The 20,881-nt window shown below is 72.9% G+C and carries 22 protein-coding genes; 11 read left to right on the top strand and 11 right to left on the bottom strand.

The annotated features are described in order from the left end of the window. Positions 1–28 precede the first annotated feature (28 nt). Both ACIP5K_RS22415 and ACIP5K_RS22410 read left to right on the top strand, forming a co-directional pair. Complete coding sequence (locus ACIP5K_RS22415) at positions 29–1,204, top strand: 4-hydroxybenzoate 3-monooxygenase (protein WP_401411990.1); 1,176 nt, start codon at positions 29–31, stop codon at positions 1,202–1,204. 136 nt (positions 1,205–1,340) lie between these two features. Beyond that, positions 1,341–2,237, top strand: a complete 897-nt coding sequence (locus ACIP5K_RS22410; RefSeq protein ID WP_401411988.1) for a Bax inhibitor-1/YccA family protein — start codon at positions 1,341–1,343, stop codon at positions 2,235–2,237. A 78-nt stretch (positions 2,238–2,315) separates the two neighbouring features. On the opposite strand, the gene ACIP5K_RS22405 is transcribed toward ACIP5K_RS22410, so the two are convergent. Continuing rightward, positions 2,316–2,546 carry a DUF4287 domain-containing protein gene (locus ACIP5K_RS22405; protein ID WP_401411986.1) on the bottom strand — a complete coding sequence of 77 codons (231 nt, stop codon included), beginning with the start codon at positions 2,544–2,546 and terminating at the stop codon, positions 2,316–2,318. Between the two features lie 87 nt (positions 2,547–2,633). On the opposite strand from ACIP5K_RS22405, the gene ACIP5K_RS22400 reads away from it, so the two are divergent. Continuing rightward, positions 2,634–2,948, top strand: coding sequence for a hypothetical protein (locus ACIP5K_RS22400; RefSeq protein ID WP_401411984.1), 315 nt, complete (start codon positions 2,634–2,636; stop codon positions 2,946–2,948). A gap of 385 nt (positions 2,949–3,333) precedes the next feature. On the opposite strand, the gene ACIP5K_RS22395 is transcribed toward ACIP5K_RS22400, so the two are convergent. From ACIP5K_RS22395 to ACIP5K_RS22385, 3 genes are all read right to left on the bottom strand, one after another. Beyond that, positions 3,334–4,158, bottom strand: a complete 825-nt coding sequence (locus tag ACIP5K_RS22395) for a hypothetical protein (protein ID WP_401411982.1) — start codon at positions 4,156–4,158, stop codon at positions 3,334–3,336. Positions 4,159–4,383: 225 nt separating this feature from the next. Continuing rightward, entirely contained in the window at positions 4,384–5,604 is a 1,221-nt protein-coding gene (locus tag ACIP5K_RS22390; RefSeq protein WP_401411980.1) for an acetyl-CoA C-acetyltransferase, read from the bottom strand. 150 nt (positions 5,605–5,754) lie between these two features. Next, positions 5,755–6,771, bottom strand: a complete 1,017-nt coding sequence (locus ACIP5K_RS22385) for an SGNH/GDSL hydrolase family protein (protein ID WP_401411979.1) — start codon at positions 6,769–6,771, stop codon at positions 5,755–5,757. Positions 6,772–6,970: 199 nt separating this feature from the next. Here ACIP5K_RS22385 and ACIP5K_RS22380 point away from each other — a divergent pair, with 199 nt between their 5' ends. Next, positions 6,971–8,362 carry a cystathionine beta-synthase gene (locus ACIP5K_RS22380; protein ID WP_401411977.1) on the top strand — a complete coding sequence of 464 codons (1,392 nt, stop codon included), beginning with the start codon at positions 6,971–6,973 and terminating at the stop codon, positions 8,360–8,362. 306 nt (positions 8,363–8,668) lie between these two features. Here the strand turns inward: ACIP5K_RS22380 and ACIP5K_RS22375 are convergent, their stop codons facing one another. After that, positions 8,669–9,538 carry a MurR/RpiR family transcriptional regulator gene (locus ACIP5K_RS22375; protein ID WP_401411976.1) on the bottom strand — a complete coding sequence of 290 codons (870 nt, stop codon included), beginning with the start codon at positions 9,536–9,538 and terminating at the stop codon, positions 8,669–8,671. Positions 9,539–9,630: 92 nt separating this feature from the next. Then, positions 9,631–11,130, bottom strand: coding sequence for an aromatic amino acid ammonia-lyase (locus ACIP5K_RS22370; RefSeq protein WP_401411974.1), 1,500 nt, complete (start codon positions 11,128–11,130; stop codon positions 9,631–9,633). 171 nt (positions 11,131–11,301) lie between these two features. On the opposite strand from ACIP5K_RS22370, the gene ACIP5K_RS22365 reads away from it, so the two are divergent. From ACIP5K_RS22365 to ACIP5K_RS22340, 6 genes are all read left to right on the top strand, one after another. Then, positions 11,302–12,396 carry an ABC transporter ATP-binding protein gene (locus ACIP5K_RS22365; protein WP_401411972.1) on the top strand — a complete coding sequence of 365 codons (1,095 nt, stop codon included), beginning with the start codon at positions 11,302–11,304 and terminating at the stop codon, positions 12,394–12,396. Further along, complete coding sequence (locus ACIP5K_RS22360; protein ID WP_401411970.1) at positions 12,393–13,037, top strand: ABC transporter permease; 645 nt, start codon at positions 12,393–12,395, stop codon at positions 13,035–13,037. The genes ACIP5K_RS22365 and ACIP5K_RS22360 overlap by 4 nt, the downstream gene beginning before the upstream one ends. Before the next feature lie 5 nt (positions 13,038–13,042). Then, on the top strand, positions 13,043–13,723 hold the full coding sequence (locus ACIP5K_RS22355; protein WP_401411968.1) for an ABC transporter permease: 681 nt from the start codon (positions 13,043–13,045) through the stop codon (positions 13,721–13,723). Between the two features lie 11 nt (positions 13,724–13,734). Next, positions 13,735–14,682 (top strand): ABC transporter substrate-binding protein, encoded by a 948-nt coding sequence (locus tag ACIP5K_RS22350; RefSeq protein WP_401411966.1) that lies wholly within the window; start codon positions 13,735–13,737, stop codon positions 14,680–14,682. Between the two features lie 11 nt (positions 14,683–14,693). Further along, positions 14,694–16,133, top strand: a complete 1,440-nt coding sequence (locus ACIP5K_RS22345) for a purine-cytosine permease family protein (protein ID WP_401411964.1) — start codon at positions 14,694–14,696, stop codon at positions 16,131–16,133. 68 nt (positions 16,134–16,201) lie between these two features. Next, positions 16,202–16,681, top strand: a complete 480-nt coding sequence (locus ACIP5K_RS22340) for a hypothetical protein (protein WP_401411962.1) — start codon at positions 16,202–16,204, stop codon at positions 16,679–16,681. A 12-nt stretch (positions 16,682–16,693) separates the two neighbouring features. Here the strand turns inward: ACIP5K_RS22340 and ACIP5K_RS22335 are convergent, their stop codons facing one another. After that, on the bottom strand, positions 16,694–17,488 hold the full coding sequence (locus ACIP5K_RS22335) for an SDR family oxidoreductase (protein ID WP_401411960.1): 795 nt from the start codon (positions 17,486–17,488) through the stop codon (positions 16,694–16,696). Between the two features lie 102 nt (positions 17,489–17,590). Between ACIP5K_RS22335 and ACIP5K_RS22330 the strand changes: the two genes are divergently transcribed. Continuing rightward, complete coding sequence (locus ACIP5K_RS22330) at positions 17,591–18,508, top strand: helix-turn-helix transcriptional regulator (protein WP_401411958.1); 918 nt, start codon at positions 17,591–17,593, stop codon at positions 18,506–18,508. Here ACIP5K_RS22330 and ACIP5K_RS22325 read toward each other — a convergent pair. The 4 genes from ACIP5K_RS22325 to ACIP5K_RS22310 form a co-directional block, all read right to left on the bottom strand. Beyond that, positions 18,477–18,851: a hypothetical protein gene (locus ACIP5K_RS22325; protein ID WP_401411956.1), complete on the bottom strand. Its 375-nt coding sequence runs from the start codon at positions 18,849–18,851 to the stop codon at positions 18,477–18,479. The two genes, ACIP5K_RS22330 and ACIP5K_RS22325, sit on opposite strands and share 32 nt — an antisense overlap. Before the next feature lie 86 nt (positions 18,852–18,937). Then, entirely contained in the window at positions 18,938–19,474 is a 537-nt protein-coding gene (locus tag ACIP5K_RS22320; protein WP_401411954.1) for a roadblock/LC7 domain-containing protein, read from the bottom strand. A gap of 62 nt (positions 19,475–19,536) precedes the next feature. Continuing rightward, complete coding sequence (locus tag ACIP5K_RS22315; RefSeq protein WP_401411952.1) at positions 19,537–20,313, bottom strand: transcriptional regulator; 777 nt, start codon at positions 20,311–20,313, stop codon at positions 19,537–19,539. Further along, a complete protein-coding gene (locus ACIP5K_RS22310) occupies positions 20,310–20,723 on the bottom strand; it encodes a hypothetical protein (RefSeq protein ID WP_401411951.1) in 414 nt (137 codons plus the stop codon). Before ACIP5K_RS22310 ends, ACIP5K_RS22315 begins: the two co-directional genes overlap by 4 nt. Between the last annotated feature and the right edge of the window lie 158 nt (positions 20,724–20,881).

Genomic DNA, 20,881 nt, shown 5'->3' with positions numbered 1-20,881 from the left:
GTTCGCCACGCGAACGCGAGGGGGTCGGATGCGCACCACCGTCGGCATCGTCGGAGCGGGGCCCGCGGGGCTGCTCCTGGCCAGGCTGCTGCACAACGCCGGGATCGGGTCCGTCGTCCTGGAGAGCCGGGACCGCGCGTACGTGGAACAGCGCCAGCGCGCCGGGATCCTGGAGCAGGGCACCGTCGACGTGCTGCGCGCGGCCGGGGTCGGCGGCCGGATGGACCGCGAGGGGCTGCCGCACGACGGCATCGAACTCCGCTTCGACCGGCGCCGCCACCGCGTCGACCTCCCCGCCCTGACCGGCGGCCGGCGGGTGATGGTCTACGCGCAGACCGAGGTCTGCAAGGACCTGATCGCGGCCCAGCTCGCCGACGGCGGGCCCCTGCTCTTCGGGGCGCAGGCGCTGGCGGTGGAGGACGCCGCGACGGACCGCCCCCGCGTCCGCTTCCGCCACGCGGGCCGCGAGGACGTCCTCGACTGCGACTACGTCGTGGGCTGCGACGGCTTCCGGGGCGTGGCCAGGAAGGCCGTCCCGGCCGCGCTCTCGGCCACGTACGAACGCACGTACCCGTTCGCCTGGCTCGGCATCCTCGCCGACGTCGCCCCCTCCCACGACGAGCTGGTCTACGCCCGCGGCGAGCGCGGCTTCGCCCTGCTGAGCATGCGCTCCCCGGCCGTGACCCGCGCCTACCTCCAGGTCCCCGCGGGCACCGACGCCGCCGACTGGTCCGACGCGGAGATCTGGGACGAGCTCGACCGCCGCCTGGAGGTCGACGACCCGGGGTGGCGGCTCGCCCGCGGACCCGTCACCGCGAAGTCCGTGACACCCATGCGGTCGTACGTGCACGAACCGATGCGGCACGGCCGGCTCTTCCTCGCCGGGGACGCCGCCCACATCGTCCCGCCCACCGGCGCCAAGGGCCTCAACCTCGCCGTCGGCGACGTCGTCACCTTCGCCCGCGCCCTGCTCGCCCTGCGCGACACGGGGGACCCGGCGCCCCTCGACGCCTACTCCGAGACCTGCCTGCGCCGGGTCTGGCAGGCCGAGCGGTTCAGCTACGCCCTGACGACGATGCTGCACCGCGCGCCCGACGCCACCCTCTTCGACGAGCGGCTCCAGCGGGCCGCGCTCGACCGCGTGACCAGCGCACACGCCGCCGAGACCGATCTCGCGGAGGGTTACACAGGGTTTCCGCTGTGAGACGGAACACCCTGGGGCGCCGCGACGTTCCACCGTCACAGGACGGGAAAGATCCTCCTTGAGCATTAGGGACGTATCTTTGCCAGAGCATTACTCTTGATGGCGAGGCCATGCACGGTGGCCACAGAGGAGTGAAATGAGGAGCAGCAACCCGGTCTTCTCGCGACGGGGGTTCAGCCGCGACAACGGCTACGCGCAGTTCAACGCGCAGCCGCAGGCCGGGGGCCCCGCTGTCGGCACGGCCGAAGGTAACCCGTACGCGCAGGCCCCCGCGGGCAACCCGTACGCGCAGAACCCGTACGCCCAGCAGGACGTCCAGTACGGCGCGCCGCAGGCGCCGGCCACCACCGGCCGCATGACGATGGACGACGTCGTCATGCGCACCGCGACCACGCTCGGCACCCTGGTCGTCACCGCGGTGCTCGCCTGGGTGCTGCTGCCGGTCGACGAGGCCCACCTCGGCAGGTCGTACGGCATCGCCATCGTCTCCGGACTGATCGCGATGGTGCTCGGCTTCGTCCAGGCCTTCAAGCGCAAGGCGTCGCCGCCGATCATCCTGGCGTACGCCGCTCTCGAGGGTGTCTTCCTGGGCGTCCTGTCGAGCGTCGTCGACAACTACATCGCCAGCGGCGCGGCCATGCAGGCCGTGCTCGGGACGATGGCCGTGTTCGTCGCGGTCCTCGTCGCCTACAAGGCGGGCTGGATCCGCGTCAACCGCCGCTTCTACGGCTTCGTCATGGCCGCGGCGATGGGCTTCGTCCTGCTCATGGCCGTGAACCTGCTGTTCGCGGTCTTCGGCGGCGGCGACGGCCTCGGCTTCCGCAGCGGTGGCCTCGGCATCCTGTTCGGCATCATCGGCGTGCTGCTCGGCGCGTGCTTCCTGGCCCTGGACTTCAAGCAGGTCGAGGACGGCATCGCGTACGGCGCCCCGAAGGAAGAGGCGTGGCTCGCCGCGTTCGGTCTGACCATGACGCTGGTCTGGATCTACATGGAGTTCCTGCGCCTCATCGCGATCCTCCAGGGCAACGACTGACGGCTCCGCCGCAGTTCTCGGGCCCGCGCACCCCGGTGCGCGGGCCCTTCGCCGTTCCGGTGCGGGGAGTCGCGGCGGCTACCCGAACCGGCGGGCCGCGCGCCTGAGGTCGTACTCGTGGACGATCGCCTTGGCGTGGCCGTACGCGAGGTCGTGCTCCCCGCGCAGCCAGCTGACCTTCTCTTCGAAGCGAAGGAAGCAGGGGCCTTCTTCTACGGTGCGCAGCCAGTCGCCGACTTCACGGCCGGTGCAGTGGGGGATGCGGGCGAGTAGATTGCGGTGGGTCTCCTCGGAGAAGACTTGGGACATCGGCGCCTCCGGAACGCTTCGATGTGGCCGGGTCTTCACGTCACCGTGCCTGAGCATCGGGGCCTTGTAAACAGCTACAGTCGCCGAGTGCTTGATACGACGCCTTTGACCGCAGCGGTGGACCAGTTCGCGGACCGGCTGCGGGCCGCGCCGCAGAGTCGGTTGCAGCGGGGGGCCGCCGCGGCGGCCCTCGACCTGGCCCGGGAGCTGTCCGGGTGGGCTCAGCGGCTGGAGGAGCCCGGGGTGGGGGCGGTGCGGGAGATGCCGGATGCCGGGATGTTCGCCGCCGCTGATCAACTCACCGTTGCGGGGCGGGATCTCGGGGTGGTGCTGGGGGATGAGCGGGATCTGGTGCGGGCCGTGGAAATGGTGGAGTCGGCGATGAAGCGCGCCGGCGTCTAGCTCCGCTCCTGGGTGGCGTTTCGTCTGCGGCCCGGTGGCCTCTTCTCGCGCAGTTCCCCGCGCCCCTGAGGCACGCGCTGCGCGCAGCCTCCCCTGCCCTGAGGCTGCGCTCCGCGCGCCTCCCCCTGCCCTGAGGCTGCGTTCCGCGCGCCTCCCCCTGTCTGAGGCTGCGCACTCCCGCGCACGTCCCTTGTCTGAGGCTGCGCACTTCCGCGCGCCTCTCCTTGCTGGACGGCCCGGTGGGCCGCCCTTGATGAGATGCCGCACGCAGTGCGCATCTCAGGGGCGCGGGGAACTGCGCGAGAAGCGGCCACCGGCCGGGAGCCGACGACGGTCCTGGGGGCGCGGGGAACTGCGCGAGCGGCCACGGCGGTGGTGCGCGGGGTCAGGTGGAGGCTATGACTCGGTCGGCCAGGATGTAGACGGAGTCGGCGCCGCACTCGAAGGTCAGGGCGTAGGCGCCCGAGACACCGGACCCGCCGAGCAGCACCGGCACATCCCCGCCCCGCAACGCGTCGGCCAGCCGCTCCGCGGTCTCCCGGTGGCCCGGGGTCATGCACAGCGTGGTCCCGTCGGCGAACACGTAGACATCGAGCGTGCCGAGTGGCCCGGGCCGCACATCGGCGAGAGCGGTGCGCGCCTGCGCCAGGCCCTCCAGACACGCCACGGTGCGCTCGTGGTCCCCGATCCCGTCGGCGGCGGGCGACTGCACCGGCACGAAGTCGGGGTGCGAGGGGTGCCGCCGGCGCGCGGCGGCCAGCTCGGGCGACTCGTCCGCGAACTCGTCCTCGATCTCCAGCATGGGTTCGAGCACCGGCTCGCCGACCGGCTCCAGCCCGGCGAAGTCGGCCTGCCGGGGCAGGAAGAACTCCTCGCCGAGCGTGCCGCCCGCGAGGAACGGCGGCAGGTCGGAGGTGTCCCGCGACTCCTGCGCCGCCCAGAACGCCCGCGCCTCGGCCAGCTCCCGCTCCCGCTCCTCGGCGAGCGCGTCGGCGACCGCGGCGCGTATCGCGTCGGTGTCGGTCGCGGTGCGGGCCGCCGGGACGGTGGCCGACCGCGCGGCGCTCGCGCGGCCCCGCGCCAGCTCGTCTCTCAGGTCCGCGAGCTGCCGGCGCAGGCCCCGCACATGGTGCAGGGTGACGGCGCCGACGGCCGTGGCAGCGGCCGAGGCGAGCAGCAGGACACTGAGGGTGGCAGGCAAGGCGCTCACTGACGTACTCCCGGTTTCAAGTCGACCCCCGACTTCCTACATCAGCTTGAAGCCTGTAAGAACCTGCTGTCAGTGCATTACGTCACGAATTGGACAGGTCTTTTGGCCGGGCGTTTAGCCCTGATATGGCCTGGGTACCGGTCTGACCTGCGAAAACGACTTTCCCCCATGACGCAGATCACATCATGGGGGAATTTCGATCACGAACGGATAGCCGGTTTCCGGTCAGCTCAGGCGCTCGACGACCATCGCCATGCCCTGGCCCCCGCCGACGCACATGGTCTCCAGGCCGAACTGCTTGTCGTGGAACTGGAGGCTGTTGATCAGCGTGCCGGTGATGCGGGCGCCGGTCATGCCGAAGGGGTGGCCGACGGCGATGGCGCCCCCGTTGACGTTCAGCTTGTCCTCGTCGATGCCCAGGTCGCGGGCGGACGGGATGACCTGGGCGGCGAACGCCTCGTTGATCTCGAACAGGTCGATGTCGGAGACGCCGAGCCCGGCGCGCTTCAGCGCCTGCTTGCTGGCCTCCACCGGGCCGAGGCCCATGATCTCGGGGGACAGGCCGGAGACGCCGGTGGACACCACGCGGGCGAGCGGGGTCAGGCCCAGCTCGCGGGCCTTGGTGTCGGACATGATCACGAGGGCGGCGGCGCCGTCGTTGAGCGGGCAGCAGTTGCCGGCCGTGACCAGTCCGTCCGGGCGGAAGACGGGCTTGAGGCCCGAGACACCCTCCAGGGTGACGCCGGCGCGCGGGCCGTCGTCCTTGCCGACGACCGTGCCGTCGGGGGTGGTCACCGGGGTGATCTCGCGCTCCCAGAAGCCGTTCTTGATGGCTTCCTCGGCGCGGTTCTGCGAGCGGACGCCGAACAGGTCCATGTCCTCGCGGGTGACGCCCTTCAGGCGCGCCAGGTTCTCGGCGGTCTGGCCCATCGCGATGTACGCGTCCGGGACCAGGCCGTCCTCGCGCGGGTCGTGCCAGCTGGTGCCCTCCTGCTGGGCGACGGCCGCGGTGCGGGCCTCCGCCTCGGCGAAGAAGGGGTTGCGGGTGTCGGGGAGCGAGTCGGAGTTGCCCTTCGCGAACCGGGACACCATCTCCACGCCGGCGGAGATGAAGACGTCGCCCTCGCCCGCCTTGATCGCGTGCAGCGCCATCCGGGTCGTCTGGAGGGAGCTGGAGCAGTACCGGGTGACGGTGCAGCCCGGGAGGTGGTCCATGCCCATCTGGACGGCGACGATGCGGCCCAGGTTGTTGCCCTGCTCGCCGCCGGGCAGGCCGCAGCCGAGCATGAGGTCGTCGATGTCGTGCGGGTCGAGCTCGGGGACCTTGGCGAGGGCCGCCTGGATGATCGTGGCGGTCAGGTCGTCCGCGCGCAGATCCTTGAGCGAGCCCTTGAAGGCCCGGCCGATCGGGGAACGGGCGGCTGAGACGATCACTGCTTCGGGCATCACGGCTCCAGGAGTTCGTTGGCCTTTTCAGGTGGGACCGTCTGGGAAGTTACCCGTACGTATGGCGCGGGTCACCGTCCCGGGCGTGTGACTCCGGCCGCATTTTACTAAGCGCTTGCTCAGGGTGGTGCGCGTCCCCGGTCCCGGGCCCTACGAGGTGACCGGGGCCGGGTCCTGGGTGGGGACGCGGCGCCGGCGCCGCCGCTTGAGGAGGGCCCAGGGCCCCCGGGGCCCGGTGGGCATGGCCCCCGTGACCTCGGTGCCCCCCTCGGACGCGGCCCGCACGGCGGCCCGCGCCACCGGCAGGAACCCCTCCTCGCGGGTCGCGTCGGGCCGCTCCTCCTCCGGCCAGAGCCCCAGCGCGGCGCAGAGCGTCGGCAGCACCGCCATCGCCGCCGTGGCGTACCCCTCGGCGGACGGATGGAAGTTGTCCGGCCCGAACAGCTCGCGCGGATTCGCCGAGAACTCCGGGCCGAGCAGGTCCATCAGCGACACCGTGCGCCCGCCCTGCTCCACGGTCCCGATGGTCTGCGCCGCGGCCAGCTGCCGCGAGGCCCGCCGGGCGATCCAGCGCAGCGGCTGCTGCACCGGCTCCACCGACCCCAGGTCGGGACAGGTGCCGACCACCACCTCGGCCCCGGCCGTGCGCAGCCGCCGGACGGCGGCCGACAGGTGCCGTACGGACTTGGTCGCCGGGATCCGGTGGGTCACGTCATTGGCGCCGATCATGATGACGCAGACGTCGGGCAGCCACTCCGGGTCGCCGAGGACCAGGGCGACCTGCCGGTCGAGGTCGTCGGACTGGGCGCCGGGCAGTGCCACGTTGCGCAGCTCCACCGCGCGCTCCGCCACCGCCGCGAGCCCCGAGGCGAGCAGCGCCCCCGGCGTCTGCCGGGCCCGGTGCACGCCCTGTCCGGCGGCCGTGGAGTCGCCGAGCACCACGAACCGCAGGGGGGCGCGGTGCTCGACGTCGTAGGCCCGGCCGTACAGCCCGTCGGCGGACGGCACGTGGACCGGGTCGGGGCCCTGGTTGCCGACCTGGCGCCGCGCCATCTGCACCTCCGCGAGCACCACCCCGACCGCGGCTGCCCCGAGGAGCCCGATCCCGCCGCCGCCGTACGCCGCGCCCGCGGCGATCCGCCGTGCCACCCTCGCCCTGCTCGACATGTTCCGCGGCCACCTGTCTCTCGCGATCCGCCAGTGCGCTGTCCGTGCCGCGCTTTCCCACGGCCACATGAACTCCTTGCCCCGTAAGCACCGTCGGCCAATCGCGGGATGAGCTGAAGGCCCGCTCCGCGCAATACTCTGGCGGCATCCCGCAACAGGACATCCAGCAGGACATCCACCGGCAGACCCGGAGTAGAACGTGCAGATCCACGACTCGATGATCAGCCTCGTCGGCAACACCCCGCTGCTGAGGCTCAACAAGGTGACCGAAGGCCTCCAGGCGACCGTCCTGGCCAAGGTCGAGTACTTCAACCCCGGCGGTTCCGTGAAGGACCGCATCGCGCTGCGCATGATCGAGGCGGCCGAGCGGAGCGGGGAGCTGGAGCCGGGCGGCACCATCGTCGAACCGACCAGCGGAAACACCGGCGTCGGCCTGGCCATCGTCGCCCAGCAGAAGGGGTACAAGTGCATTTTCGTGTGCCCCGACAAGGTGTCCACCGACAAGATCAACGTGCTGCGTGCGTACGGCGCCGAGGTGGTGGTCTGCCCCACGGCGGTGGACCCCGAGCACCCGGACTCGTACTACAACGTCTCGGACCGCCTCGTGCGCGAGACGCCGGGCGCCTGGAAGCCCGACCAGTACTCCAACCCGAACAACCCGCTCTCCCACTACCACTCGACCGGCCCCGAGCTGTGGGAGCAGACGGACGGCAGGATCACCCATTTCGTCGCGGGCGTCGGCACCGGCGGCACCATCTCCGGGACCGGCCGCTACCTGAAGGACGCGAGCGAGGGCCGGGTCCAGGTCGTCGGCGCGGACCCCGAGGGCTCGGTCTACTCCGGGGGCTCCGGGCGGCCGTACCTGGTCGAGGGCGTCGGCGAGGACTTCTGGCCGTCGGCGTACGACCGTGACGTCGCCGACGAGATCGTGCCGGTGTCCGACAAGGACTCCTTCCAGATGACGCGCCGGCTCGCCAAGGAGGAGGGGCTGCTGGTCGGCGGCTCCTGCGGGATGGCGGTCGTGGCCGCGCTGCGCGTCGCGGAGCGGCTCGGCCCCGACGACATCGTGGTGGTGCTGCTGCCGGACAGCGGGCGCGGCTACCTCAGCAAGATCTTCAACGACGAGTGGATGGCGGACTACGGCTTCCTGGAGGACGCCGGGCCCAGCGCGCGCGTCGGCGACGTCATGAAGGACAAGGCCGGCGGCGCCCTGCCGGAGCTGGTCCACATGCACCCCGAGGAGACGGTCGGCGAGGCGATCGACGTGCTGCGGGAGTACGGCGTCTCGCAGATGCCGATCGTGAAGCCGGGCGCCGGGCACCCGGACGTGATGGCGGCCGAGGTCATCGGGTCGGTGGTGGAGCGGGAGCTGCTCGACGCGCTGTTCACCGGGCGGGCCTCGCTCGGCGACGCGCTGGAGAAGCACATGTCGGCGCCGCTGCCGCAGGTCGGTTCCGGGGAGCCGGTGGCGGACCTGATGAGCGTGCTCGGTTCGGCGGACGCGGCGATCGTGCTGGTCGAGGGCCGGCCGACCGGTGTCGTGAGCCGTCAGGACCTGCTCGCGTTCCTGGCCAAGGACGCCGCCCGGTAGGTCCGCCGGGGAGGTTCGGGAAAACGGTACGAGCGTGTCACGTGCCCGCAGCACACGCTTAACACGCGTCCGGCAGATTGGTGGATGTCGGAAGGGGCGGGAGCGGCTCCCCGCCCCAGCCGGCACCGTAGCGGCGTCAGGACCTCCGGAGCGGCTCCCGGACCTCCAAGGACGCCCAGGACGTGGCAGCCCGGCCCTGACCGGGCTGTGCGCGTCCCCCGCGGGGACCGCCGTCGTCCCGCCCCCCGTCACACGGGGGTGCGGCGGTCCCCGCGCAACTCTCCTTCCGGCGCCCCGGGCCCGGGTCTACTCGACGAACAGGCCGCGCTCGGTCGCCCGCACGTCGAACTCCTCCAGCCGCGCCTGCGCCTGCGGCAGTCCGTCGCACATCGCCTCCAGCAGCACCCGGCCGAGCAGCATCGGCGCGCACGCCGTGTCGAAGGCGAGGCCGGTGCCGACCGCGGCCGGCAGCAGGAGGTCGCTGTGCCGGGCGACGGGGGCGAACGCCGAGTCGGCGACGGTGACCACGGTCAGGCCCGCCGACTGGGCGTACCCGAGCGCGTCGACCACCTCGCGGGGGTGGCGGGGCAGCGCGAAGCAGAGCAGCGCGGTGGCGCCCGCCCGGACCGCCGCGTCGATCCGGTCGGCGAGCATCGTGCCGCCCTCGTCGAGCAGCCGGACGTCCGGGTGGACCTTGGCCGCGAAGTACGAGAACCCGTAGGCCTGCGAGGCCGCCGCGCGCAGTCCGAGGACCGGCAGCGGGCGGGAGGCGGCGAGCAGCCGGCCGGCCCGTTCGACGGGCGCGGGGTCGGCGAGCAGGTCGGCGAGGTGCCGCAGGTTGGCGATCTCGGCCTCCACCGCCTGCTGGTACTCGTTGGTGCGCGGCGGTGTCGCCGGGGCGGCCGGGGCGACCTCGCGCAGGTGCTTGCGCAGCGCCGGGTAGCCGTCGAAGCCGAGCGCGACGGCGAACCGGGTCACGGAGGGCTGGCTGACCCCCGCCAGCTCGGCCAGCTCGACGGAGGACAGGAACGGCACGTCGGCGGCGCGCCGCACCATGCAGTGCGCGATGCGGCGCTGGGTGGGCGTGAGCCGGTGCCCCTCGAAGAGGTGCTGGAGCCGCGCGGCGGGGCTGCCGCCCGCGCCGGTGCCGGTGGTCTGTTCGGTGTGCTCGCTCATGGCTCCCCGTCCGTTCCCCGTCGCTCCATTCACGGGGATTGCCTCATGCATGAGCTTATTCAAGGGGGCGGGGCGGCGCCAGGGTGCGCTCCCTAGACCTCGAACTGTCCGAGCAGCTCGGCGGCCCGCTCCACGTCCGGCGTCAGGGGGCGGTCCGCCATCTGCGGGTCCAGCTCCGCGTCCGCGAGGGCGAACGCGCGGCCCACCGGGAGGTCCGGGTCCAGGCGGAGGTCGCGCAGCCGCAACGCCCGTACCGCCGCGACGAGTTCGCAGCCGACCACCTGGCGGTAGGCCGCGCACAGGCGCAGGGTCTGGCGGGCCGCGAGGGAGGCGAAGCTGGCCTGCTCCTCGACGCCGCGGGAGAGGACGGCGTGGCCGAGCGAGGCGGGGGCCGCGAAGGCGCGCAGGTCGGCGAGGGCGCCGCCGGCCGCGTATTCCAGGATCATCACGCCGGACGCGGCCGCCTCGCCGTCCGCGAGGAAGGGCCGCAGACGGGTGAAGTTCGGCTCGTTCAGGGTGGAGAGCCGGGACGTCGACAGCCGGGCCACCTGGGTCATGGCCAGCCTGAAGTGGTCCAGGGCGAGCGCCAGTTGGGCCATGTAGAAGCCGCCGTGGTGGTAGGCCGCCATGTCCGCGGGGGAGATGAGCGGGTTCTCCGCCGCCGCGTTGATCTCGACGGTGAGCACGTCCTCGAGGGCGTCGGCCGCGTCGTGCGCCGGGCCGTGGATCTGCGGCACGCAGCGGAAGCCGTACGGGTCCTGGATGCGGCCCAGCGGCGGGGTGGGCCGCTCGTCGGCGCCGAGGATCGCGCGCATGGCCGCCGCGACGTCGTAGCTGCCCCGGTGGTGGCGGGCCTCGTGCACCGGCAGCGCGTACGCCTCGTAGGAGCCGTCGACCGCCATCAGGCTCAGCGCCGCCACCAGCCGCGTCGCGGTCAGCAGGGCGCGCAGTTCGTGCAGGGCGAGCGCGGCCTGGCCGAGGGTGAGGGCGTTGGAGGAGATCAGTGCCAGGGCGTCGTTGTTGTCGAGGGGCTGCGGCTCGGGCGGGGTGCCCTTGCCGCGCCAGGGGTGCTCGCCCGCCAGCGCCAGGCCCATCTGGGCGAGCGGGGCGATGTCGCCGGTGCCGACCGAGCCGTGTTCGTTGACGACGGGGTGCGCGCCGTTCTCCAGCGCCTCGCACAGCGCCGTGACGACCGTGGGGCGCAGGCCGGCGCCGCCCGCCAGCAGCTGGTTCGCCCGGACCGCGAGCATCGCCCGGACCTCGCGCTCGGGCAGCTCGTCGCCGATCGCGCCCGCGTGGCTGCGCAGCAGCCGCAGGCCGTGGTCGGCGGCGGCCTCGGTGGGCACGTCCTCGCTGCGGTTGGCGCCGACACCGGTGGAGCGGCCGTAGACGCGGCCCCACGCGGCGATCTCGCGCGCCGCGTGCCAGGACTCCTCGACCCGTTTCATGGCGTCCGTCCCGGGCACCGGTCGGGCCTCGGAGTGTGCGAGGCGGACCACGTCGGCGACGGGCAGGCCGTGGCCGTCGAGGACGACGACCGGGCGGGCGACGGACAGGGGGCCGGACGTCGCGGGGGAGGACTTCGGGGGCATATCGGGCTTTTCCTCCTCAAGTAGCCGTCTGCGTCTCACAGTTCGGTCGATCTAGGGTGATTCGGCGGTGATTTACCAGCGATTCACACCAGGCCATTGACAATCTATTCACGCACCAAGAACTCTGCATGACGATATGCAGGACGGGCAAGAGGACTCCAGAGGCGCTCCATGATTCAGTTCGAAGCGGTCCACAAGAGGTTCCCGAACGGCACGACCGCGGTGCACGACCTCTCCCTCGACATGCCGGAGGGGGGTGTCACCGTCTTCGTCGGGTCCTCGGGGTGCGGCAAGACGACCAGCCTCCGGATGATCAACCGCATGGTCGAGCCCACCTCCGGCACGATCCGGGTCGGCGGCCGCGACGTCCTCGACCAGGACGCCGCCGAGCTGCGCCGCTCCATCGGATACGTCATCCAGCAGTCCGGCCTCTTCCCGCACCGCACCGTCCTCGACAACGTCGCCACCGTGCCGCTGCTGCTCGGCTGGGGCCGCAGGAAGGCCCGGGCCGTCGCCGCCGAGCTCCTGGAGCGGGTCGGCCTCGCCGCCGAGCTGGGCAGGCGCTACCCGCACCAGCTCTCCGGCGGCCAGCAGCAGCGTGTCGGCGTGGCCCGCGCGCTCGCCGCCGACCCGCCGGTGCTGCTCATGGACGAGCCGTTCGGCGCCGTCGACCCCGTCGTGCGCACCCAGCTCCAGGACGAGCTGCTCCGGCTCCAGCAGGAGCTGAGCAAGACCATCGTGTTCGTCACCCACGACATCGACGAGGCCGTGCGGCTCGGCGACCGGATAGCCGTCTTCCGCGAGGGCGGACACCTGGTGCAGTGCGCCACGCCCGCCGAGCTGCTGGCCCGCCCCGCCGACGGCTTCGTCGCGGACTTCCTGGGCGCCGAGCGCGGGCTGAAGCTGCTGTCGCTCACCGACCTGGCCGGGGTGGCGCAGGGGACGGCGCCGGACGGCGGCCCCTGGGAGCTGACGCTCGACGCGGCCCGCAGGCCACTGGCCTGGCGCGACCGGGCGACCGGCGCCGAGACCCCCGTACGGGCGCTGCGCGACACGGACTCGCTGCTGTCGGCGCTGAACGAGGCCGTGGCCTCCCCGCCGGGCCTGGTGGTCCGGGTGGACGCCGACGGGGTGCTCACCGGGGTCACGTCGCGGGACGACATCCACGCCCGGGCCGGTGCCGCGCACGCGCGGGCCCTGGCGGGCGGCCCGTCCCGGCCGACCGGCCCCGAGGGGCACGACGCGGCGGAGGCCGATGCCACATGACGATCGACTGGACCTGGATATCCGAGCACGGCTCGGACCTCACCAGCCTCACCCTCTCCCACCTCCAGGCGGCTCTCGGCGCCGTCCTGCTGGGCCTGCTGATCTCCCTGCCGCTCGCCGTCGTCGCCCACCGGGTCCGCCCCCTGCGCGGCTTCCTGCTCGGGCTGTCGAACGTGCTGTTCACGATCCCCTCGATCGCCGTGTTCGTGCTGCTGCTCCCGGTCTCCGGGCTGACCCGCACCACCACCGTCATCGGCCTGACGATCTACACCCTGGTCGTGCTGCTGCGGAACACCGTCGAGGGCCTGGACTCCGTGCCGCAGAAGACGCGGGAGGCCGCCAGGGCCATGGGCACCCGGCCGATGCGCATCCTGCTCACGGTCGAGCTGCCGCTCGCGCTGCCCGTCATCATGGCGGGCGTCCGCATCGCCACCGTCATGTCCATCTCGCTCGTCTCCGTGGCGACGTACATCGGCGACGGCGGCCTCGGCCAGCTCTTCACCGACGGGTTCCAGCGCAACTTCCCGACCCCGGTGATCGTCGGCGTCGTGCTCACGCTGCTGCTCGCGCTCGTCGCCGACGCGCTCCTGGTCGCCGTGCAGCGGCTGCTCACGCCCTGGACCCGGACCCGGAAGGGCTGACCGCCATGTACGAACTGTTCAAGAACCTCGGGTCCTGGCTCGTCAGCGGCGAGCAGTGGACCGGCCCCGACGGCATCGCGCACCGGCTCGCCGAGCACCTCCAGTATTCGCTGATCGCCACCCTCGTCGCCGCCGCGATCGCCCTGCCCGTCGGCCTGCTGATCGGGCACACCGGCCGCGGCGCGTTCGTCGCGATCAACCTCTCCTCCTTCGGCCGCGCCCTGCCCACCGTCGGACTCGTCGTGCTGGTCTTCCTGGCCAGCGGACTGTCGATGTGGCCCGTCTACATCGCCCTCGTCGCGCTCGCCGTGCCGTCCATCGTGACCAACACCTACGCGGGCATGACCGCCGTCGACCCGGAGGTCCGGGACGCCGCGCGCGGCCAGGGCATGCGCGGCCACCAGGTGCTGTTCCAGGTCGAACTGCCGCTCGCGCTGCCGCTGATCATGACCGGGCTCCGGCTCGCCCTGATCCAGGTCGTGGCGACCGCCACCATCGCCGCGTACGTCTCCTTCGGCGGGCTCGGCCGCTACGTCTTCGACGGGCTCGCCCAGCGCGACCTCGTCCAGGTCCTCGGCGGCGCCGTGCTCGTCGCGGTCGTCGCCGTCGTCCTCGACCTCGCCCTGTCCGGACTCCAGCGCCTGCTGTTCCGCCACCGCCCCGCCGCCACCCCCAAGTCCGCCTAGGAGCACGCCAGATGAGCACACTCAACCGACGCACGCTGCTCGGCGGGCTCGCCGCCGCGGCCTCCGTACCCGCACTGGCCGCCTGCTCCAGTGGCATCACCTCGCTGAACGGCGACGGGGGCGGCGGCTCCGGCTCCGGCTCCAGCAAGGGCGGCGTCACCATCGGCACCGCCAACTTCACCGAGAACCAGGTCCTCGGCCATCTCTACGCGGCCGTCCTCGACGCCGCCGGGGTGAAGACCTCCGTGCGGCCCAACCTCGGCACCCGCGAGATCCTCATCCCCGCCCTGCGCGGCGGCGACATCGACCTGCTGCCCGAGTACCAGGGCGCCCTCCTGCACTACCTCGACACCAAGGCGAAGGCCACCGAGGAGGGCGAGATGCAGAACGCCCTCGCCATGGCCCTCCCGAACGGCCTCCAGATCCTCCCCTACGGGATGGCCGAGGACTCCGACGCCTTCGTCGTCACCCGCGAGACCGCCGCGAAGTACCACCTGAAGTCCCTCGCGGACCTCGCGCGGCACAACGGCCGGCTGGTCATCGGCGCGGCCCCCGAGGTCAAGAAGCGGCAGGTCGGCGCCGTCGGCCTGAAGGACGTCTACGGCATCGAGTTCAAGGAGTTCAAGTCCCTCGACTCGTCCGGCCCGCTGGTCAAGGGCGCCCTGCGCAAGGGCGACGTCGACGTGGCGAACCTGTTCACCACCGACACCGACATCGCCGCCAACCACTGGGTCGTCCTCACCGACCCCAAGAACCTCGTCCCCGGCCAGCACGTCGTCCCGCTGATCGCCGACCGCAAGGCCGACTCGACCGTCCGCAAGGCCCTGGCCCGCCTCGGCAACGTGCTGACCACCGAGCACCTCACCGAGCTGAACCGGCTCGTCGACAAGGACAAGAAGGACCCCGAGGACGTGGCGAACGACTACGCGCGCCGGCACGGCCTGACGCGGAAGAAGTAGGGAGGCCCCGCATGGCAGCGGTAGTGGAGCAGCACTCCATCGACGTCGTCCCCGACAGCGAACGGCACGGACACCCCTTCAGCCAGTTCACGCTCTGGCTGGGCGCCAACCTCCACATCACGGCCGTCGTCACGGGCGCCCTCGCGGTCGTCTTCGGCGGTGACGTGGTCTGGTCGCTGGCCGGGCTCGCCCTGGGCAATCTGCTCGGCGGCGCCGTCATGGCCCTGCACTCCGCGCAGGGCCCCAAGCTCGGACTGCCCCAGATGATCCAGTCGCGGGCGCAGTTCGGGGTCAAGGGCGCCGTCCTGCCGCTGCTCCTCGTGATCCTGATGTATGTCGGGTTCTTCGCCAGCGGCAGCGTGCTCGCCGGCCAGGCGACCGCCGAGCTGACGCACACCGGCGACGCCACCGGCATCGTCGTCTTCGCGCTGATCACGGCCGTCATGGCGGCCGTCGGCTACCGCGTCATCCACATCCTCGGCCGGGTCGCCAGCGTGATCTGCGCGCTGGCCTTCGTCTACCTCGGCATCCGGCTCCTGGACCGCGTCGACCTCGGCGCGCTCCTCGGCGACGCGCACTTCTCCCTCCCGATGTTCCTGCTCGCCGTCTCCCTCTCGGCGTCCTGGCAGCTCGCGTTCGGCCCGTACGTCGCCGACTACTCGCGCTACCTGCCGCGCGCGACGAGCGGCCGGGCGACGTTCTGGTGGACGCTGGCCGGCTCGGCGCTCGGCTCGCAGTGGTCGATGGCGTTCGGCGTGCTGGTCGCCGCGAGCGCCGGCGAGGCCTTCATCGACAACCAGGTCGGCTACGTCGTCTCGCTCGGCGGCACCGGTCTCGTCGCCTCCGTCTTCTACTTCGTGATCGCGCTCGGCAAGCTCACCATCAACGTGCTCAACACCTACGGCGGCTTCATGTCGATGGTGACCGGCGTCAGCGGCTTCCGCGGCCGGCGCACCCTCGGCCCGCGCGGCCGGGCCGCGTACATCGCGGTCATCATGATCGCCGGCACGGCCGTCGCCCTGCTCGGCAAGGACAGCTTCCTGAACTCCTTCAAGGACTTCCTGCTGTTCCTGCTGACGTTCTTCACGCCGTGGTCCGCGGTCAACCTGGTCGACTACTACCTGATCTCGCGCGAGCGCTACGACATCCCCGCCCTCGCCGACCCGCACGGCCGCTACGGCGCCTGGCGGTGGGACGCGCTCGGCGTGTACGCGGTCGGGGTCCTGGCCCAGCTGCCGTTCCTGGCCACGTCGTTCTACACCGGCCCGCTGGTCGGTCCGCTCGGCGGCGCCGACATCTCGTGGATCGTCGGGCTCGCCGTCCCCGCCGTCCTGTACTGGCTGCTCGCCCGCCGGGACACCTCGCACGTGCCGGACGCGACGATCCTGGGCCTGCCCGGCGAGGGCGCGGGGGCGGGCGCGGGCGAGCCGGCCGCAGCGGGCCGCTCCTGACCCTCCGGCGGATTTCGGGGGGTTAGCCCCACTGTCCGGACGCCGCCGGATCCGTACCGTACGAGGGTATGGAAGCCCGCGAACGCGCACGCGATGCCGAACTGAAGAAGGACCTCGACGCGACCGTCCAGGCGCGCAGAGAGCTGGGGGCGGAGTACGAGTCGGCGCTCGTCGACTCGTTCCTCGACAAGGTCGACCAGCGCCTCGACCCCATGGTCGACCGCCTGGTGCGGCGCCAGCTCGCCGAGCAGCAGATGACCGCCGCCCGCGACAGCCGCCGGGGCCGCCGCGACGGCGGCAGCTGGGGCGAGCGCTTCGGCTTCGCCGTCGTCTCCCTCGTCCTCGCCGTCCCGCTGTCCGCGATCGCCGTGGTCAACGCCGGCCTGCCCGGGCTGCTGATCGCCTGGGGCGGCATCGTCGGGGTCAACGCCGTGCACAGCGGGGCGCTGCCGGACCGGCTGCGCGGCGGACGGCGCTCGCCGGACCGGCAGGACAGGCAGGACAGGCAGGACCGGCAGGACCGGCAGGGTTCGGAGTGGGAGGGGTAGCCGTCCGCCCGCTCACGCCTGGCGGGTGGGCAGGGCGATCACCTGGCGCAGGTTGACCCGGCGCGGCCGGCTGGTCGTGTAGGCGATCAGGTCGGCGATGTCGTCGGCGGTGAGCCCGGCGAGCGCGTCGAACATGCCGTCCAGCTGGGCGGAGAGGTCGGCGTTGTCGACGTGGCTGACCAGCTCGGTGTCGGTCAGGCCCGGCTCCACATTGGTCACCCGGACGTCGTGCGGGCCCAGTTCGGTGCGCAGCGACTGGGAGAGATAGGTCAGCGCGGCCTTGGTCGCCCCGTACACCGCGTAGTTCGGGAACGGCACGTGCGCGCCGATCGAGGAGATGTTCACCAGGTCCGCGGTGCCGCCCGCCCCGGCCGCCGCGACGAGGTCGGGGACGAAGGCGCGGATCACCCGCAGCGCGCCGGTGACGTTCGTGTCGAGCATGCGGTGCCACTCGTCGGCGCGGCCGTCGGCGATCGGGTTGGGCAGCATCACGCCCGCCGCGTTCACCACGAGGTCCACCGTGCCGTACGCGGCGTGCACCCGCTCGGCGGCCGCGTCGACGGACGCATGGTCGGTGAGGTCGGCGGGCACGGCCAGCGCGCTGCCGCCGTCGGCGCCGATCCGCTCGGCCAGCGCGCCGAGCCGGTCCGCCCGGCGGGCCACCAGGGCGACCCGCGCCCCGTTCGCGGCCAGCAGCCGGGCGGTCGCCTCGCCCATGCCGCTGGCGGCGCCGGTGATCAGGGCGGTGCGGCCGGAGAGGGCGGCGTAGGGGGCGGGGGTGGGCACGAGGTGCTGTGTCGTCGTCATGGCCCCCACTGTGGTGCGGCGCGGGCCCGCCACCCAGGGCAGAGCTTTTCCTGGGTCTGCCAGTACCAGGCTGGGCGCGCGGGCCGGCCCTAGGATCGCGGCATGGACGACGACGGGGAACTGGGCGGCATAGGGGATTTCCTGCGGACGCGGCGCGCCCGCATCCGGCCCGAGGAGGTCGGGCTGCCGGAGTACGGGCGGCGGCGGGTGCCGGGGCTGCGGCGCGAGGAGGTGGCGCAGCTCGCGGGGGTCAGCGTCGACTACTACATCCGGCTCGAACAGGGGCGCGGGCAGTCGGTCTCCGACGCCGTCCTGGACGCCGTCGGCCGGGTGCTGCGGCTCGATCCGACCGAGACCGCGTATCTGCGCTCGGTGGCCCGGCCCGCTCCGGCGGTGCGCCGGGACGGCGAGCAGCGGGTGCGGCCCGGCCTGCGCCTGCTCCTGGACACCATCGACCGGGCGCCCGCGTTCGTGCTCGGCCGCCGCATGGACGTCCTCGCCTGGAACGCGCTGGGGGACGCCCTGCTCGGGTTCTCGGCGATGGCGCCGAAGGAGCGGAACATGCCGCGGCAGGTGTTCCTCGCCCCGGCGGCGCGGGAGCTGTACCCGCAGTGGGCCGCGGTCGCCGCGGAGACGGTGGCGCACCTGCGGCTGGACGCCGGGCTGCACCCGGGCGATCCGCGGCTGGCCCGGCTGGTGGGCGAACTGTCCCTGGCCAGCGCGGACTTCCGGCGGCTGTGGGCCGACCACCAGGTGAAACGCAAGACGACCGGGGCGAAGCTGATGGCGCACCCCGTCGTCGGTGAACTGGTCATGCCCTACGAGACGCTGACGGTCTCCGGCGAGCCCGACCAGACGCTGGTGGTGTACACCCCGGAGCCGGGGTCGGCCACGGCGGACCGGCTGCGGACGCTGGCCGTCGCGGACGCCGCGCCCGGGTGGGGCGCGGCGCCGTCAGGGTCCGTCCCGGAGTCCGGGCCGCACGGGCTCAGACCTCCAGTTCGGCCTCGATCTTCTTGAGCTGGTGGCGGGCCATCGCCAGGTTGGCGCGCGAGGAGTCGAGCACCAGGTAGAGGAAGAGGCCGTTGCCCCCGCGGCCCTTGATCAGGCGGATCAGGTGGTACTGCGTGCTGAGGGTGATCAGGATGTCCTCGATCTCGTCCTTGATGCCGAGGTGTTCCATGGTGCGGAGCTTGGCGCGGACGACGTCGGTGTTCCCGGCCGCCGCCACCTCCAGGTCGAACGACTTGGAGCCGCCGATCGTCCCGAGGGCCATGCCGCTGGTGTAGTCGACCAGGGCGGCGGCGCTGGCGCCCTCGATGGAGGCGACGGCGTCCTTGAGGGCGGTCTCGGCGTTGGTCATGGTGGTGGTTCCTTCCGTGTGCGGTGGTGTCTTCTTCGCGTTCCGGGTGCGTCGCCGGCGGTGCGCCGGCGGCAGGTCGCCGCCCGTCAACGGGCGGTTCTGGGCTGGAGCTTGGGTTCGACGTGCTGGGCGAGGTCGGACGGCTTGGCGGTGCGGACCGGGAGTCCGCTGTCGGTCGTCGGCGCCGTCTCGTTCGCGGCGGTGCGGGCCCGGGCGCGGCCCTTGGTCCGCATCACGGGTTCGGGCAGTTCGGCCGCCTCGGCGACGAGTTCACCGACCCGGCTGCCGGCTCTGCGGCCCTCCAGGTGGAGCCGTCCGACGTTGACCCGGTTCTCGGCGAGCAGGGTCAGGACCGCGGTGTCCCCGGCGGCGTACGTGGCGACGTAGCCGTTCGTGCCGCGCACCAGCAGTTCGCGGAAGGCGCCCTGGCCGGTGGCGTCGGAGAGGCGCTGGGCGACCCCGAGGGCGGCGGCGGTGAGCGCGGCCACCCCCTCCGGCTCGACGCCGGAGGTGTCCTGGGCGAGGACCAGCCCGTCGACGCTGGCCGCGAGGGCCCCCGTGACCTGGGGCACCCGGACTCTCAACCGCTGTAGTTCGCCGAGGACTTCGGCCTCGTCCGCCATCGGCGGTCTCCCTTCGGAGAGTTCGGAGGATGCGGGGCCCCGGGTGCCGCGGCGCAGACGTATCACAGGGCCTCCAGCGCCTTGCGCAGGCGGCGCAGCAGGGCCACGTCCGGGTCGTCGACGGCGGCGCGGGCCAGCCACTCGGGCGGGGCGGTGTCGGCGGCCGGCGCCGGGGGCGCGGTGGTGACCAGGCCGCTCGCGGCGAGCCGCCGCAGGTCCACCAGGGTGTGGAAGGCGGGCCGGCCGAGCATCAGCGCGATCTGGGACGCGGTGCGCTCGCCGTCCACCAGGTCCAGGACGCGGCGGCGGCGCGGCGGCACCCGCAGGTCGCGGGTGCCGGCCCGGGTGAGCGGGGCGGTGTCGGTGTCCGGCTCGGGCCAGATCCGCTGGAGCAGGTCGCGGCGGCGCAGCGTCTCCCGCTCGACGGACGCCACCGGCACCGGGCGCACCGCCCCGAACCAGTGCGAGACCCCGTACCGGAACCGGGTCGGGCCGCTGCTGGGCGCGAGGGTGAAGTAGGCGGCGTCGAACAGGGCGCCCAGGTGGCACAGTTCGAGCGCGCCGTCGCTGAGTCCGCCGTGCTCGACGAGGTAGCGGCCGACGGAGCGTCGGGCCCCGGCCCGGTCGACCGCCTCCCACCAGCCGTCGGCGTGCACGGCGCCGCCCGCGGTGAGCAGGACGTCCATGCCGGGGGTGGCCGGGGACTCCGCGTGCACGATCCGGCCGTCGGCGAGGTAGAGGGTGCCGTGTTCGCGGATCAGCGCGCCCGTCGCCTGCTCGGCGGCGAGTCTGCTGAGCATCGGGGAGACGCCCGCGGCGGGCGCGGAGGCGGTGGTCATCCGAGGACCAGCCGGTCGGCCAGGTCGGCCAGGCGTATGCGGGACAGGGCGAGATTGCCCTCGTCGCGGCCGAGCCACAGATGCAGGAAGACGCTGCTGTCGAAGGTGGTCGGCACGAAGCGCAGCAGGTGGTACCCGTCGCGGCTGGTGACGATGACGTCCTCGATCGGCGGGGACTTGTCGCCGCCCGACACGCCGGTCCAGTCGTTGCCGTCGGCGGGGGCGAACGCCCGGTGCTCGGCGGCGAGCCGGGCCAGCTCGGCGGCCTCGGTCGCGGTGGCCTCGTGGTCGCCGTTGGGCGACTCGCCGATGGTGCCCAGCGCGAGCCCGCTGGTCCAGTCGACGACGGAGGCACCCCGTGCCCCCGGCAGCCGCATGGCCTCTAGCAGGCACTCGTCGATTCCGGGCACGCCTGAAACCCCCCACCTGTCGCCGCGTTCGTGCAAAGCTGATGCGCGTGTGACGAAGACGCTACGCACCGTACGGCGGCCTGGTGAGCGTTCTGGCATTTTCCAGTGGAACATTCGATGAGGGTCTAAAATCCGCCGACTCCGCCTGAACGCACCGG

This window comes from Streptomyces sp. NPDC088785 (assembly GCF_044750685.1).
Classification (GTDB): Bacteria; Actinomycetota; Actinomycetes; order Streptomycetales; family Streptomycetaceae; genus Streptomyces.
The sequence above is the reverse complement of the archived record's forward strand: the minus strand, read 5'-3'. Positions and strand labels throughout refer to the sequence as shown.

Bases quoted from the DNA above. Each gene is read 5' to 3' on its own strand.
- ACIP5K_RS22320 (WP_401411954.1), bottom strand. From the start codon at position 19,474: ATGGCGGACGAGGCCGAAGTCCTCGGCGAACTACAGCGGTTGAGAGTC.
- ACIP5K_RS22355 (WP_401411968.1), top strand. From the start codon at position 13,043: ATGTACGAACTGTTCAAGAACCTCGGGTCCTGGCTCGTCAGCGGCGAG.
- ACIP5K_RS22335 (WP_401411960.1), bottom strand. From the start codon at position 17,488: ATGACGACGACACAGCACCTCGTGCCCACCCCCGCCCCCTACGCCGCC.
- ACIP5K_RS22410 (WP_401411988.1), top strand. From the start codon at position 1,341: ATGAGGAGCAGCAACCCGGTCTTCTCGCGACGGGGGTTCAGCCGCGAC.
- ACIP5K_RS22415 (WP_401411990.1), top strand. From the start codon at position 29: ATGCGCACCACCGTCGGCATCGTCGGAGCGGGGCCCGCGGGGCTGCTC.
- ACIP5K_RS22365 (WP_401411972.1), top strand. From the start codon at position 11,302: ATGATTCAGTTCGAAGCGGTCCACAAGAGGTTCCCGAACGGCACGACC.
- ACIP5K_RS22390 (WP_401411980.1), bottom strand. From the start codon at position 5,604: ATGCCCGAAGCAGTGATCGTCTCAGCCGCCCGTTCCCCGATCGGCCGG.
- ACIP5K_RS22325 (WP_401411956.1), bottom strand. From the start codon at position 18,851: ATGACCAACGCCGAGACCGCCCTCAAGGACGCCGTCGCCTCCATCGAG.
- ACIP5K_RS22370 (WP_401411974.1), bottom strand. From the start codon at position 11,130: ATGCCCCCGAAGTCCTCCCCCGCGACGTCCGGCCCCCTGTCCGTCGCC.
- ACIP5K_RS22315 (WP_401411952.1), bottom strand. From the start codon at position 20,313: ATGACCACCGCCTCCGCGCCCGCCGCGGGCGTCTCCCCGATGCTCAGC.
- ACIP5K_RS22360 (WP_401411970.1), top strand. From the start codon at position 12,393: ATGACGATCGACTGGACCTGGATATCCGAGCACGGCTCGGACCTCACC.
- ACIP5K_RS22375 (WP_401411976.1), bottom strand. From the start codon at position 9,538: ATGAGCGAGCACACCGAACAGACCACCGGCACCGGCGCGGGCGGCAGC.
- ACIP5K_RS22385 (WP_401411979.1), bottom strand. From the start codon at position 6,771: ATGTCGAGCAGGGCGAGGGTGGCACGGCGGATCGCCGCGGGCGCGGCG.
- ACIP5K_RS22330 (WP_401411958.1), top strand. From the start codon at position 17,591: ATGGACGACGACGGGGAACTGGGCGGCATAGGGGATTTCCTGCGGACG.
- ACIP5K_RS22340 (WP_401411962.1), top strand. From the start codon at position 16,202: ATGGAAGCCCGCGAACGCGCACGCGATGCCGAACTGAAGAAGGACCTC.
- ACIP5K_RS22350 (WP_401411966.1), top strand. From the start codon at position 13,735: ATGAGCACACTCAACCGACGCACGCTGCTCGGCGGGCTCGCCGCCGCG.
- ACIP5K_RS22405 (WP_401411986.1), bottom strand. From the start codon at position 2,546: ATGTCCCAAGTCTTCTCCGAGGAGACCCACCGCAATCTACTCGCCCGC.
- ACIP5K_RS22345 (WP_401411964.1), top strand. From the start codon at position 14,694: ATGGCAGCGGTAGTGGAGCAGCACTCCATCGACGTCGTCCCCGACAGC.